The organism is Pantoea sp. RSPAM1, from assembly GCF_038816185.1.
Lineage (GTDB): Bacteria > Pseudomonadota > Gammaproteobacteria > Enterobacterales > Enterobacteriaceae > Pantoea > Pantoea ananatis.
In genome coordinates, this window is the sequence record NZ_CP046137.1 from 896,030 (window position 1) to 909,619 (window position 13,590).

The window sequence follows — 13,590 nt, forward strand, 5'->3', positions numbered from 1 at the left end:
GGCACTGATGCAAACTTACGATGTAGTGGTCGCCGGTGGCGGTATGGTGGGGCTGGCAGTCGCCTGCGGTCTGCAAGGGAGCGGATTACGCATTGCCGTGCTGGAGCAGTCCGCCGGGCCGCAATTTGATGCAGGCGCATCACCGTCCGTACGCGTATCCGCAATTAACGCGGCCAGTGAACGTCTTTTGCAGAAGCTGGACGTCTGGTCAACGATTCTGTCGCTCCGTGCCAGCCCTTATCAGGCAATGGAAGTCTGGGATCGCGACAGCTTCGGGACGATCGCATTTGACGGCGAGCAGCAGGGCCTGACGCATCTTGGGCACATCATCGAAAACCCTGTGATCCACAGCGCCTTATGGCAGCGCGCCAGCCAGTGCAGTGATGTTACGCTGCTGCCTGCTTCCCAACTGCAGCAGGTGGCCTTTGGCGATAATGAAGCCTTTATTACGCTGCAGGATGGCAGCATGATGAGTGCGCGGCTCATGGTGGCGGCGGACGGAGCCAACTCCTGGTTGCGTAACAAAGCCGATATTCCCCTGACGTTCTGGGATTACGACCATCATGCGCTGGTCGGGAATATTCGCACGGAGCTGCCACACGACGGCGTAGCGCGCCAAGTTTTTCACGGCGATGGCATTCTGGCTTTCCTGCCGATGCAGGATCCCCATCTTTGTTCTATCGTCTGGTCTCTTTCTCCTCAGGAAGCCAGCCGTCTCGAAACCATGCCGGAGGCGCTGTTTAATCAACAACTGTCGGTCGCGTTCGATATGCGCCTGGGGCTGTGCCAGCTGGAAGGTGAGCGCAAGTGTTTCCCGCTGACGGCACGCTATGCACGTAACTTTGCTGCTCACCGGCTGGCGCTGGTGGGCGATGCGGCACATACCATTCATCCGCTGGCAGGACAGGGCGTCAACCTGGGTTTCATGGATGCTGCTGAGCTGATTGGCGAAATCCGCCGCCTGCACCAGCAGGGCAAAGATATCGGTGAGCACCTTTATCTGCGCCGCTATGAGCGCAGTCGCAAACACAGCGCAGCTATGATGCTTGCCGGAATGCAGGGTTTTCGAGAACTGTTTGCAGGCAATCATCCAGCCAAAAAACTGTTTCGCGACCTTGGCCTGAAACTGGCTGATAACCTGCCGGGCGTGAAGCCGTTAATGCTGCGTCAGGCCATGGGCCTGAATGATATGCCAGCATGGCTGCGGTAACGCCGCTTACCCGCTAAAGCCAGCATAATTGCTGGCTTTTTTTATGCTCACCCTCCGCTGCACCGTTACAATGCAGGGCTGCACTCTGACTGCGCATCGTTTGATTTATTCTAATTTTGCGTGAAGTTTCGCATTACTTTTTTTTATCCACGACTATTTCCTGCCCGCTATTTTTTTAACATCCTGCTGGGCTGTGCGCATAAATTTGCTGTGAATAAATTACTATGGCGTATTTATTGCGTGGTTAATCACAAAATTACAGTTTTTTATCCTGATTAACCTGCGGCCTGGTTAGGCTGTGCAACGTCTTTCGACCTCGCTTTACTTATGGTTAATCGCCGGATTCAGTGGTAACGTCAAGGCAAAGAGAACGTTTGCGTCGGCTACATGGCGCGTGGTTTCAAACTCACTCGTTTCTGCACAGGATAGTTATGACTCAGCACACACCTTTGTTTGAACAGCACCTGGCAAATGGCGCGCGGATGGTGGATTTCCACGGTTGGATGATGCCGTTGCACTATGGCTCTCAGATGGATGAGCATCATGCCGTGCGCAGCGACGCGGGCATGTTCGATGTTTCGCACATGACCATTGTGGATTTAAAAGGTGAGCGCACGCGCGAGTTTTTGCGCTTCCTGCTGGCAAACGATGTCGCCAAACTGACTCAGCCTGGCAAAGCCCTGTATACCGGCATGCTGAATGCTTCCGCTGGCGTAATTGACGATTTAATTGTTTATTTTATGGACGAGACGTTTTTTCGTCTGGTGGTCAATTCCGCGACGCGTGAAAAGGATCTGGCCTGGATCGGCGAGCATGCACAGGATTACGGCGTCGCGTTAACAGAACGTGACGATCTCGCACTCATTGCTGTACAGGGCCCGCAGGCACAGCAAAAAGCCCAAACCTTATTTAGTGACGCACAGCGTCAGGCTGTACAGGGCATGAAGCCGTTCTTCGGCGTGCAGGCCGGTGAACTGTTCATTGCCACAACCGGTTATACCGGCGAAGCGGGCTATGAAATTGCGCTGCCTGCCGCCGATGCCGTCGGATTCTGGCAGCGTCTGTTGAGTGCGGGCGTCAAACCCGCCGGGCTGGGCGCACGCGACACCTTGCGTCTGGAAGCGGGTATGAATCTTTACGGTCAGGAAATGGACGAGAGCGTATCGCCGCTGGCGGCCAATATGGGCTGGACCATTAGCTGGGAACCTGGCGACCGCCACTTTATCGGACGTGAAGCGCTGGAAAGCCAGCGAGAAAAGGGCACTGAAAAACTGGTTGGGCTGATCCTCATGGAAAAAGGCGTTCTGCGTAACGGGTTGCCGGTGCGTTTTACCGATCAGCAGGGTCAGTTGCAGCAGGGGGTGATCACCAGCGGTTCATTCTCACCGACGTTGGGTTACAGCATTGCACTGGCCCGCGTGCCGGCAGGGATTGGGGAAAACGCGATTGTTGAGATCCGTAACCGTGAAATGCCTGTGAAAGTCACTAAACCAATTTTCGTTCGCGCCGGAAAACCGGTTGCGCAGTAAAACATAATTACAGGAGAAAGGGCGATGAGCAATGTGCCAGTGGAGTTGAAGTACCGCGACAGTCACGAATGGCTGCGCAAAAACGCAGACGGTACCTATACCGTTGGTATCACCGAACATGCGCAGGAGTTGCTGGGCGATATGGTGTTTGTTGATCTGCCTGAGGTCGGAGCCACTTTCTCTGCCGGAGAAGAGTGCGCGGTTGCGGAATCGGTCAAAGCCGCTTCAGACATTTATGCGCCAGTCAGCGGTGAAATCGTCGCCGTCAACGACGCCCTTAACGATTCCCCTGAACAGGTTAACAGCGAGCCTTATGACGGCGGCTGGTTATTCCAGATTAAGGCCAGCGATGAGTCAGAAATCGACTCGCTGCTGGATGCGGATGCTTATAAAGCCTCCATTGACGAGTAATCGTCGCGCGGCCTCAAACTGAGGCCGCAGATATCAGACTTGCATTCTCTGTTCCCCAGCCCGATTCAGGATTTACAGCTCATGACTCAGACTCTCAGCCAGCTTGAACACAACGGTGCTTTCATTGAGCGCCATATTGGTCCGTCGCCAGAACAACAGGCCGTCATGCTGGAGGCGATCGGTGCCAGCTCTCTGGCGTCGTTGATTGGTTCTATCGTTCCCGCCGACATTCAGTTGCCAGGCCCGCCAGCGGTGGGCGATGCCGCGACTGAACAACAGGCGCTGGCTGAGTTGAAGGCCATTGCCGGGCAAAACCTGATTTATAAATCCTGGATCGGCATGGGATACAGCGCGGTGATTACGCCGCCGGTGATTTTGCGAAATATGCTGGAAAACCCCGGCTGGTACACGGCGTATACGCCGTATCAGCCAGAAGTGTCTCAGGGACGGCTTGAAGCCCTGCTTAACTTCCAGCAGGTTACGATCGATTTGACCGGCATGGATATTGCCTCCGCTTCTCTGCTGGATGAAGCGACCGCCGCCGCAGAAGCAATGGCGATGTCAAAACGCATCAGCAAACTGAAAAACGCGACCCGGTTCTTTATCGCTGACGATATTCATCCGCAAACGCTGGACGTCGTGCGTACCCGCGCCGAAACCTTTGGCTTTGAGCTGATTATCGACAGCCCGGCCAAAGCACGGGATCACGACAACCTGTTTGGTGTGCTGCTACAGCAGGTGGGCACCACGGGAGAAGTACACGATCACACCCACCTGATTAGCGAGCTGAAAGCGCGCAAGGTGGTTGTCAGCGTCGCTGCCGACTTTATGGCGCTGGTGCTGCTGGCATCTCCGGGCCAACAAGGCGCGGATATCGTGTTCGGTTCGGCCCAACGCTTTGGTGTGCCAATGGGTTATGGTGGCCCGCATGCTGCCTTCTTCGCCAGCCGCGACGAACATAAGCGTTCAATGCCTGGCCGCATTATCGGCGTTTCCCGCGATGCCGCCGGCAACACCGCCTTGCGCATGGCGATGCAAACCCGTGAGCAGCATATTCGTCGCGAAAAAGCGAACTCCAATATCTGTACTTCTCAGGTGCTGCTGGCCAATATCGCCGGGCTGTATGCCGTGTTCCATGGGCCGGTCGGGCTGAAACGTATTGCGTCGCGTATCCACCGCTTTACCGATATTCTGGCTGCCGGACTGCAGCGTGGCGGGCTTAAACTGCGTCATAGCCATTGGTTTGACACACTGACGGTAGAGGTTGCGGATAAAGCGAGCGTACTCAACCGTGCGCTGAGCTTTGGTGTGAACCTGCGTAGCGACATTCTCAATGCCGTTGGTATCACGCTGGATGAAACCACGCGCCGAGAAGACATCGCTACGCTGTTCGCTATTTTGCTGGGGGATGAGCACGGTCAGGATATCGATCGGCTCGACAGCCTGGTCACGGCTGACAACCCGTCCATTCCGGCCGCGCAGCTGCGTGAAAGCGAGATTCTGACGCATCCGGTGTTTAACCGTCATCACAGCGAAACTGAGATGATGCGCTATATGCACAGCCTGGAGAAAAAAGATCTGGCGCTGAATCAGGCCATGATTCCGTTGGGTTCCTGCACCATGAAACTCAATGCCGCCGCCGAGATGATCCCCATCACCTGGCCGGAATTTGCCGAACTGCACCCGTTCTGCCCGGCTGAACAGGCTGGCGGTTACCTGCAAATGATTGGTCAGCTTTCACAGTGGCTGGTTCAACTGACCGGTTACGATGCACTCTGCATGCAGCCTAACTCGGGTGCGCAGGGTGAATATGCCGGTCTGTTAGCGATTCGCCGTTATCACGAAAGCCGCGGCGAAGGTGAACGGCATCTCTGCCTGATCCCCAGCTCGGCGCACGGTACCAATCCGGCTTCGGCTCAGATGGCGGGCATGGATGTCGTGGTGGTCGCCTGTGACAAGCAGGGCAATATCGATCTGGGCGACCTGCGTGAAAAAGCGGCTCAGGCTGGCGATAAGCTGTCATGCATTATGGTGACCTATCCGTCCACCCACGGCGTTTACGAGGAAACTATTCGCGAGGTGTGCCAGATTGTGCATCAGTTCGGCGGTCAGGTTTATCTTGACGGCGCCAACATGAACGCGCAGGTAGGCATTACCACACCGGGCTACATCGGCGCAGACGTTTCGCACCTTAACCTGCATAAAACCTTCTGCATCCCGCACGGCGGGGGTGGGCCGGGAATGGGACCGATCGGCGTGAAAGCCCATCTGGCCCCGTTTGTGCCGGGCCACAGCGTGGTACAAATTGACGGCATGCTGACGCAGCAGGGCGCTGTCTCCGCTGCGCCATTTGGCAGCGCATCTATTTTGCCTATCAGTTGGATGTATATCCGTATGATGGGGGCAGAAGGGCTGAAGCAGGCCAGTTCGGTCGCGATCCTTAACGCTAACTATATTGCCAGCCGGCTAAAATCGGCCTATCCCATCCTGTATGCAGGGCGCGACGGCCGCGTAGCGCACGAATGTATTCTTGATATTCGTCCGTTAAAAGAGCAAACCGGTATCAGCGAACTGGATATCGCGAAACGCCTCATCGACTACGGTTTCCATGCGCCCACCATGTCGTTCCCGGTCGCCGGAACACTCATGGTCGAACCGACAGAATCAGAAGGCAAAATTGAACTGGACCGCTTTATTGATGCCATGCTGGCGATTCGCATGGAAATCGGCCGGGTGGAAACGGGTGAGTGGTCACTTGAGGATAACCCGCTGGTTAACGCGCCTCATACACAAATGGAAGTCATCGGAGAATGGTCTCATTCCTACAGCCGTGAACTGGCCGTGTTCCCTGCAGGCAGCCACAATAAATACTGGCCAACGGTGAAGCGCCTGGACGATGTCTTTGGCGATCGTAACCTGTTCTGTTCGTGTGTCCCAATGAGCGATTATGCGTAAGTCAGCTTAACGCGTTTAGTTATGAGGGCCGATTTTCGGCCCTTTTTTATGGAGGTTTGTATGCAGCTCGCACTCGTTACCGGCGGCAGTCGCGGCATTGGTCGCGCGACGTCCCGCTTACTGGCATCCCGAGGCTACCGGGTGGCGGTCAATTTCCGTTCACGTGCCAGTGAAGCCCATCAGGTTGTAGATGAGATCGTACGTAACGGCGGTGAGGCCTTTAGCGTTCAGGCCGATATCAGCGATGAAACACAGGTGATGTCGCTGTTTCAACGGCTGGATCAGGAAGATCTGCCGCTCACGCTGCTGGTGAATAACGCCGGCATTCTGTTCCAACAATGTCGCCTTGAGCAACTGGATGCCTCACGTATTCAGCAGGTTTTTGCCACGAATGTGCTCGGCGCATTTCTTTGCTGTCGTGAAGCCGTCCGGCGCATGGGCACCCATCATGGCGGTCAGGGCGGCAGCATCGTCAATGTCTCGTCTGCAGCTGCGCGCACGGGGTCGCCAAACGAGTATGTCGACTATGCGGCATCAAAAGGTGCAATGGACACGATGACCAAAGGCCTGTCGCTGGAAGTCGGCCAGCAGGGAATTCGGGTCAATGGCGTGCGTCCGGGGATGATCTACACCGAGATGCATGCAGACGGAGGCGAGCCGGGTAGAGTCGACCGGCTGGCCAGCGGTATACCAATGGGGCGCGGCGGCTATGCCGAAGAAATCGCAGAAGCCGTTGTCTGGTTAGCCAGCGATGCCGCTTCTTACATTACTGGCAGCATTATCGATGCTGCCGGCGGGCGCTAGAATGCTGCCGCAGCAGGGCGCTGCGGCAACCGACTTAAAGCTTTTCACCATTGCTGGCGATGACCTGTTGATACCAGGCAAAACTCTTTTTCCTGGAACGCGAGAAGTCTCCGCTGCCGTCATCGTTTTTATTCACGTGAATAAAACCGTAACGCTTGTTGTACTGACCGGTAGTGAAAGACACGCAGTCAATACAGCCCCAGGGCGTGTAGCCCATGAGATCCACCCCATCATGAATGACGGCTTTTTTCATCTCTTCAATATGCGCGGCCAGATAATCAATGCGGTAATCATCCTCTATCACGCCCTGCGCATTCGGTTGGTCGATGGCGCCAAAACCGTTTTCAACAATAAACAGGGGTTTCTGATAGCGTTCATACACATCATTAAGAACATACCGCAGACCAACAGGATCGATCTGCCAGCCCCAGTCTGAGGCTTTAACGTGCGGATTTTTCACCGTGCCTTCGAAGCCGGTAATAGGATCATCAACGCCAGTGGCGCGGGTCTGAACGGCTGTACTCATGTAATAACTGAAGCCCACATAATCGGCACAGCCATTGCGCAGGGTTTCAGCGTCTTCAGGCTCCATGTCGATATGATAGCCTTTGCGCGCCCACTCTTTGAGGGCGTAAGCCGGGTAGTAACCACGCATCTGCACGTCGCTAAAGACATAACGTTGATGCATCGCTTCCTGAGCGAGCATGACGTCATCCGGATGGCAGGAGAAGGGATAGACAGGCACCATGGCGATCATGCAGCCAATCTTAAACTCGGGGTTAATCTCGTGGCCCAGCTTCACGACTTTGGCGCTGGCAACAAACTGGTGATGCATGACCTGATACATCGCCTGTTCAGGTTTTTCATGTTCCGTGAAAATGACGCCTGAGCAGCAGTAACCAAACAGCGGATATTGCCAGTTACGCTGATTGTTAATTTCGTTAAAGGTCATCCAGTATTTCACTTTATTCTTATAACGCTTCAGAACAACTTCACTGAAGCGCACAAAGAAATCGACAACCTTACGATTGTGCCAGCCACCGTATTCTTTTACCAGGTGATAGGGCATTTCAAAATGGGAGAGGGTAATAACCGGCTCAATACCGTATTTAAGCAATTCATCAAACAGATCGTCATAGAATTGCAGGCCGGCTTCATTGGGTTGCGGTTCATCGCCATTAGGGAAAATACGGGTCCAGGCAATTGAGGTACGGAAACATTTAAATCCCATCTCAGCAAACAGCGCGATATCCTGTTTGTAATGAGAATAAAATTCAACAGCCTGATGATTCGGATAGAATTTTCCAGGCTGGACGCCGTCGGTGATGACGCGGTCCACGCCATGAGCGCCGCCGGTCAGTACATCAGCAATACTGATGCCCTTACCGCCCTGATCCCAGCCGCCCTCTACCTGATGAGCCGCGACCGCGCCGCCCCACAGAAATGTTTTTGGTAAGCTCATTATGCACTCTCCCCTGAGGATTAAATTGGGGTGAGTGTAGCAAAGCACTTAATAATGTCACGCTATAACACCGCCGCGAAAACGGGATTTGTTACAGCTAAAAAACGCTTTGTTTTATTTACCCAGTTGCCGACCCAGTGACTCGATAATATACATGACAGGCACCTGGGTCGTAATATCGCTCTGGTCGGGCATGCGTATCACCGGGACGTGATAGGACACCGTAAAGTCGCTCATTTTTGCCAGCGAGCAGGTTTCACTATTCGTAATGGCGATGATTTTACACTGATTCAGATTGAACTGACTGGCAATGCGCAGCACCTCTTCCGTTTCGCCGGAGACAGAAAGAATAATGGCCAAGGCATTTTCATACAAACTCGGACTGACCGGATAATAAGGATCGTCGATCGCGTGGCTGAATTTGCCCACGTTTGAAAAAAAACGTGCCCCGTATTTCCCCAGACTGCCCGATGTGCCGACACCAATAAAAAACACCCGCTCAGCCTGATTAATCATTCCCACAGCCCGATGGATGACCTGCTCAAACTCATCATTATTGATGCTTTTAAAAAAACTCAGCATATCTGCGATGCCGGAGACTGGCAGCGCAGGCGCGGTCTGTTCCCTGGCCAGACGCAGTCGGATACGGAATTCTGACCATCCTTCACACTGCATCTTGCGACAGAAGCGTAATACCGTCGTGGTCGATACCGCAGCCCGTTCAGCCAGCTCGCGAATGGTCATGTAACTGACGCTGTCACGATGTTTGATAATGTACTGATAAACCTGCATTTCAAGATCGTTCAGGGTAGCAAGATCGTGATGCGAGAACATGGAAAAGCTCACCCGGCAATTAACTGGCCCGTATTTTAACAGAATTCGAAGGGGAGGTGACTGCAATAATTGTTTTAAGCTTACACTTGTACACTGAAAGTTTTTCTGGGTAATCTGTTGGACGGTAAATCTGCAGTTGCTATCACTTTCAGGCAGGAATGTTATGAGTCACAAAAGTTTGCCGATGCAGGGTTATCCACTGGCCGAAGAAGTTGCCAACAGTATTAGTCATGGACTGGGTTGTCTGTTCGGCATTGTTGGGTTAGTGCTGCTGCTCGATAAGGCAGCGGTCATGAATGCCGGGCTGACCGCCATTGTCAGCTCCAGCCTCTATGGCGGCAGTATGATTCTGCTGTTTCTGGCTTCAACGCTCTACCACGCCGTCAGCCACCCACGTGCGAAACGCGTGCTGAAAAAAGTGGATCACTGCGCAATCTACCTGTTAATTGCTGGCACCTACACGCCGTTTCTGATGGTCGGTCTGCAGTCGCCTCTCGCCTATGGGCTGATGGCGGTAATATGGGGCCTGGCACTGTTGGGCATTATTTTTAAGCTGACGATTGCCGAACGCTTTAAGGTGCTGTCGCTGGTGACCTATCTCTGCATGGGATGGCTGTCGCTGATTGTGGTCTTTCAGCTGGCGATGAAACTGTCGGCGGGTGGCATCTGGCTGCTGGCGTTGGGGGGCATTGTCTATTCCCTGGGCGTGATTTTTTACGTCGCGCGTCGGGTGCCGTTTAACCATGCTATCTGGCACGCGTTTGTTTTAGGCGGTTGTGTTTGCCATTTCTGCGCCATCTACTTCTACGTTATGTAACGTCACAGGGCGGGGCAGGGTCCCGCCCCTGAACTCAGCTTTCTTCCAGCGAGTAAGGCAAGGGCTGAATCATCAGCTTACCGCCTTCATCGCCTTCAACCCGTAATACGCTATCCGGCTCCAGATCGTTGTTCATGACCACCTGCACCCAGACGACACCGTCGTCCAGTTGCACCGCAGCAAGAACGGTGCCCGTGCGACGCCAGCGCTCGCCCATCTGCAGCTCCAGGGAGTCGTTGGCGGCGGGCAGGTGACTGGCTTGTCCTGACAGCCAGTAGAGCGCCCGTTTATTCGCGCCCCGGTATTTGGCTCTGGCCACCATTTCCTGGCCGGTATAGCAGCCCTTTTTAAAGCTAATCGCGTCCAGCGCCTGCATGTTTGCGGCCTGGGGAATAAACTGCGCGCTGGTGGCTGCGTCAATAACCGGCATTCCGGCTTCGATGTCCAGAGCCAGCCATTGGGTGCTGTCATTAAACTGCGCATCGTCTGCCAGCGTCTGCTTCAGGGCATCGGCCTGGGCGGGCGACGTGACCAGCAGAAAGCGTTCTGCTGGATGGGCAAACCACAGCAGCGTGGTGTCGCCCTGCTGTACCACCGGGGTGCTGCTGTCGGGCAGCGTGTCAAAAACATTGGCCAGCGCCGCACGGGCCTGGAAACCCGCCACGCCCAGCAGTGCGACATCGTCATCCGCGGTCAGGGTGACTTTGGAAAATACGGCGTATTTTTTTAACTCCGGCAGCTGAGTGTCTCGCAACTCACGCCGCACCAAATAGGCATAACCCTCAGCGCGATGAAACAGGCGCAGGTTGCTCCACATCTTGCCCTTGGCGTCACAGTGGGCGGCAGGCAGGTGATGAGAGGCATCCAGGGCCGCCACATCCAGGGTCAACTGGCCTTGTAAATAGGACGTGCTGTCAGGGCCGACCACGGCAACCAGTGCCCAGGCATCCAGAGACATTAACGTGAGCGGCAGACGTGATGAGGCCGCAGGTTGGCGTGGGGGAAGCGTAAATGTTGGCATCGATAAATCCTGAGTCTGAAGGTTCATCCGAAACAATGTCTTCAATGGTAAAAGAGCACACTGGCAATGCAACCTGTTTACTAAAGAGGCGCACAAAACGCGTGCCGATGTGTAAAAAAAAGCCTGAGTCTGCGGCGCGTTGCACAGGGCCGGTTTGTGAACCTGCAGCCAGCAGTAATCCAGGGTACACTAGCTGCCACGATGTGAAATGTGGAAACGAATGCATGGATATTCATAATAAATCGCGCGTTCAATGGGCCTGCCGTCGTGGCATGCTGGAACTGGATGTCGCTATTATGCCGTTCTTTAAGTACGAATATGACACGTTAAATGATACCGATAAGCAGGTGTTTATCGCACTGCTGAAAAGTGACGATCCCGATCTTTTCAACTGGATGATGAACCACGGCGAGCCTGCCGATCCGGAGCTGAAACGCATGGTGAAGCTGATTCAGCAGCGTAATCGTGAACGCGGTCCGGTGGCAATGTAAACTTCATCCCTCTTTGCGCGCACGCCTGATTCTCGCACTGACGCTGTCAGTAACGATAGCAGGCGTTGGCATCATGGAACTGCCTGCGGCAGAGTGGATGATAAAGCCCGGGCTGGTCGTGGTGGTGCTGTGGGAAGGATGGAAACAGGATCGCCGCTTGCGTCAACGGCATGGATGGTTACGGCGCGACAGCAATCGTGACTGGCACTGGCAGGGAGAAGACTGGCAAACGCAGCAGCCGTTGTACTGGTTGCCCGGCGCGGTGTTGCTGGTTGCACGAAACCGCAAGGGCAAGACCTTACGCCTCTGGCTGATGCAGGACAACATGCAGCCAGAGGCGTGGCGTGCCTTGCGGTCATGCTGTTTCAGCGAAGCCGTAAGGCGCTAAATAGCCTGCCCGAAACAGCGCGTTACGAGAAAGCGTGCCGATTCCAGAACACGCTTCTCCAGGTCAGACTATCTAAATCCAGGCGTATCGACGGCGCGTCCTCTGCCAGAATGACAGGATTGCGTTTTAGCGCGCGGCTTAAAGCCGCTCGGCGGTTTCCGTCAGAATCTGCTCGCACCACTGCTCAACGCGCTCATCCGTGGCTTCAAACTGATTGACGTCATCCAGCGCCAGTCCGACAAATTGCTTGCCGTCGGCACTCAGCGGTTTGGGGCTGGTAAAGTCATAGCCGTCCAGCGGCCAGTAACCCACAAACTGCACCCCCATTGGCTGGAGCAGTTCATGCAGCATGCCTAAAGCATCCAGAAACCACTCACCGTAGCCAATCTGGTCGCCCATGCCGTACAGCGCCACGATCTTGTTACGCAAATTGAGCGTCGGCAACTGGGGCCAGATAGCCTCCCAGTCCTCTTGCAGCTCGCCAAAGTCCCAGGTGGGAATCCCCAAAATCAACAGATCATAGTCTTCCATCAGACGCGGATCGTCATCTTTCACGTTGTGCAACGTCACCAGCTCGTCGCCAATAAAATCCCGAATTTTCTCCGCTACGATTTCGGTGTAACAGGTACTGGAACCGTAAAAAAGACCAATTTTCATGCAGATAGTGCTCTGTTAATCCTGACTTTGGCGTAATTGTATCAGAAGCAGGGTTGAATCAGGCATAATGAGCACGATTTCATACTGAACGGTGGGGAAAACGTGCAAGATAGTGAACTGACAGAACAGTTTCTTGATGCGCTGTGGATCGAGCGCAATCTGGCGCAAAATACCCTGTCCTCCTATCGGCAGGATCTGCACACTCTCACCGGCTGGCTGGCGCATCACGGCTTAACGCTGACAACTCTGAGCGCGCCCGATCTGCAACAGTTTCTCGCGGAGAGACTGGAAGGCGGCTATAAAGCCTCCAGCTCTGCACGCCTGCTCAGCGCCATGCGCCGTCTGTTTCAGTATTTGTACCGCGAAAAGATGCGCACTGACGATCCCAGCGCGCTACTGGCCGCGCCCAAGCTGCCCCAGCGGTTGCCAAAAGATCTGAGCGAGGCGCAGGTGGATCGCCTGCTGCAGGCACCTGATGTCAACGTGCCGCTTGAACTGCGCGATAAAGCCATGCTGGAATTGTTATATGCCACCGGCTTACGGGTTTCGGAACTGGTGGGACTGACCCTGAATGACGTCAGCCTGCGCCAGGGCGTAGTGCGCGTGATCGGTAAAGGCAATAAAGAGCGGCTGGTGCCATTAGGTGAAGAGGCGGTTCACTGGCTGGAATACTATATGGAGCACGGGCGGCCGTGGTTGCTCAACGGGCAGACGCTGGACGTGTTTTTCCCCAGTAACCGTGCCCAGCAGATGACGCGGCAAACCTTCTGGCATCGTATCAAGCATTACGCCACGCTGGCGGGCATTGATAGCGAAAAGCTTTCTCCCCACGTGTTGCGCCATGCTTTCGCCACGCATTTGCTGAACCATGGGGCTGACCTACGTGTCGTACAGATGTTACTGGGGCACAGCGACCTCTCAACGACGCAGATTTATACGCATGTCGCCACGGAACGTCTGCGACTGTTACATCAACAGCATCATCCGCGCGCATAGCTGGCGGAGAATAAG

Annotated in this window: 13 protein-coding genes; 9 read left to right on the forward strand and 4 right to left on the reverse strand. The window is 54.6% G+C overall.

The genetic code is table 11. The annotated features are described in order from the left end of the window. The first annotated feature begins 7 nt into the window (after window positions 1–7). From ubiI to GKC68_RS04880, 5 genes are all read left to right on the forward strand, one after another. Window positions 8–1,210: an FAD-dependent 2-octaprenylphenol hydroxylase gene (gene ubiI, locus GKC68_RS04860; protein ID WP_342656634.1), complete on the forward strand. Its 1,203-nt coding sequence runs from the start codon at window positions 8–10 to the stop codon at window positions 1,208–1,210. A gap of 431 nt (window positions 1,211–1,641) precedes the next feature. Further along, entirely contained in the window at window positions 1,642–2,739 is a 1,098-nt protein-coding gene (gene gcvT, locus GKC68_RS04865; protein ID WP_342656635.1) for a glycine cleavage system aminomethyltransferase GcvT, read from the forward strand. A 24-nt stretch (window positions 2,740–2,763) separates the two neighbouring features. After that, window positions 2,764–3,150: a glycine cleavage system protein GcvH gene (gene gcvH, locus GKC68_RS04870; protein WP_028723299.1), complete on the forward strand. Its 387-nt coding sequence runs from the start codon at window positions 2,764–2,766 to the stop codon at window positions 3,148–3,150. A gap of 81 nt (window positions 3,151–3,231) precedes the next feature. Then, window positions 3,232–6,105, forward strand: a complete 2,874-nt coding sequence (gene gcvP / locus GKC68_RS04875) for an aminomethyl-transferring glycine dehydrogenase (protein WP_342656636.1) — start codon at window positions 3,232–3,234, stop codon at window positions 6,103–6,105. A gap of 60 nt (window positions 6,106–6,165) precedes the next feature. Beyond that, a complete protein-coding gene (locus GKC68_RS04880) occupies window positions 6,166–6,909 on the forward strand; it encodes an SDR family oxidoreductase (protein WP_064366848.1) in 744 nt (247 codons plus the stop codon). Between the two features lie 34 nt (window positions 6,910–6,943). Here the strand turns inward: GKC68_RS04880 and GKC68_RS04885 are convergent, their stop codons facing one another. Then, window positions 6,944–8,371, reverse strand: coding sequence for a 6-phospho-beta-glucosidase (locus GKC68_RS04885; protein ID WP_028723296.1), 1,428 nt, complete (start codon window positions 8,369–8,371; stop codon window positions 6,944–6,946). A gap of 114 nt (window positions 8,372–8,485) precedes the next feature. Next, entirely contained in the window at window positions 8,486–9,205 is a 720-nt protein-coding gene (locus tag GKC68_RS04890; protein ID WP_028723295.1) for a MurR/RpiR family transcriptional regulator, read from the reverse strand. A 163-nt stretch (window positions 9,206–9,368) separates the two neighbouring features. On the opposite strand from GKC68_RS04890, the gene GKC68_RS04895 reads away from it, so the two are divergent. Continuing rightward, complete coding sequence (locus GKC68_RS04895; protein WP_058705505.1) at window positions 9,369–10,022, forward strand: hemolysin III family protein; 654 nt, start codon at window positions 9,369–9,371, stop codon at window positions 10,020–10,022. A gap of 34 nt (window positions 10,023–10,056) precedes the next feature. Here GKC68_RS04895 and ygfZ read toward each other — a convergent pair whose 3' ends face one another. Next, window positions 10,057–11,043: a tRNA-modifying protein YgfZ gene (ygfZ, locus tag GKC68_RS04900; RefSeq protein WP_028723293.1), complete on the reverse strand. Its 987-nt coding sequence runs from the start codon at window positions 11,041–11,043 to the stop codon at window positions 10,057–10,059. A 224-nt stretch (window positions 11,044–11,267) separates the two neighbouring features. Here ygfZ and sdhE point away from each other — a divergent pair, with 224 nt between their 5' ends. Both sdhE and GKC68_RS04910 read left to right on the forward strand, forming a co-directional pair. Beyond that, complete coding sequence (gene sdhE / locus GKC68_RS04905) at window positions 11,268–11,534, forward strand: FAD assembly factor SdhE (protein ID WP_014605131.1); 267 nt, start codon at window positions 11,268–11,270, stop codon at window positions 11,532–11,534. After that, complete coding sequence (locus GKC68_RS04910; protein WP_028723292.1) at window positions 11,509–11,922, forward strand: protein YgfX; 414 nt, start codon at window positions 11,509–11,511, stop codon at window positions 11,920–11,922. Before sdhE ends, GKC68_RS04910 begins: the two co-directional genes overlap by 26 nt. Before the next feature lie 138 nt (window positions 11,923–12,060). On the opposite strand, the gene fldB is transcribed toward GKC68_RS04910, so the two are convergent. Further along, window positions 12,061–12,579, reverse strand: coding sequence for a flavodoxin FldB (fldB, locus tag GKC68_RS04915; RefSeq protein ID WP_013027050.1), 519 nt, complete (start codon window positions 12,577–12,579; stop codon window positions 12,061–12,063). 102 nt (window positions 12,580–12,681) lie between these two features. On the opposite strand from fldB, the gene xerD reads away from it, so the two are divergent. Continuing rightward, the gene (gene xerD, locus GKC68_RS04920) at window positions 12,682–13,575 is read left to right on the forward strand and encodes a site-specific tyrosine recombinase XerD (RefSeq protein ID WP_047715639.1); all 894 of its coding nucleotides are present in this window, start codon (window positions 12,682–12,684) and stop codon (window positions 13,573–13,575) included. Window positions 13,576–13,590 lie beyond the last annotated feature (15 nt).

Bases quoted from the DNA above. Each gene is read 5' to 3' on its own strand.
- ubiI (WP_342656634.1), top strand. From the start codon at position 8: ATGCAAACTTACGATGTAGTGGTCGCCGGTGGCGGTATGGTGGGGCTG.
- gcvT (WP_342656635.1), top strand. From the start codon at position 1,642: ATGACTCAGCACACACCTTTGTTTGAACAGCACCTGGCAAATGGCGCG.
- gcvH (WP_028723299.1), top strand. From the start codon at position 2,764: ATGAGCAATGTGCCAGTGGAGTTGAAGTACCGCGACAGTCACGAATGG.
- gcvP (WP_342656636.1), top strand. From the start codon at position 3,232: ATGACTCAGACTCTCAGCCAGCTTGAACACAACGGTGCTTTCATTGAG.
- GKC68_RS04880 (WP_064366848.1), top strand. From the start codon at position 6,166: ATGCAGCTCGCACTCGTTACCGGCGGCAGTCGCGGCATTGGTCGCGCG.
- GKC68_RS04885 (WP_028723296.1), bottom strand. From the start codon at position 8,371: ATGAGCTTACCAAAAACATTTCTGTGGGGCGGCGCGGTCGCGGCTCAT.
- GKC68_RS04890 (WP_028723295.1), bottom strand. From the start codon at position 9,205: ATGTTCTCGCATCACGATCTTGCTACCCTGAACGATCTTGAAATGCAG.
- GKC68_RS04895 (WP_058705505.1), top strand. From the start codon at position 9,369: ATGAGTCACAAAAGTTTGCCGATGCAGGGTTATCCACTGGCCGAAGAA.
- ygfZ (WP_028723293.1), bottom strand. From the start codon at position 11,043: ATGCCAACATTTACGCTTCCCCCACGCCAACCTGCGGCCTCATCACGT.
- sdhE (WP_014605131.1), top strand. From the start codon at position 11,268: ATGGATATTCATAATAAATCGCGCGTTCAATGGGCCTGCCGTCGTGGC.
- fldB (WP_013027050.1), bottom strand. From the start codon at position 12,579: ATGAAAATTGGTCTTTTTTACGGTTCCAGTACCTGTTACACCGAAATC.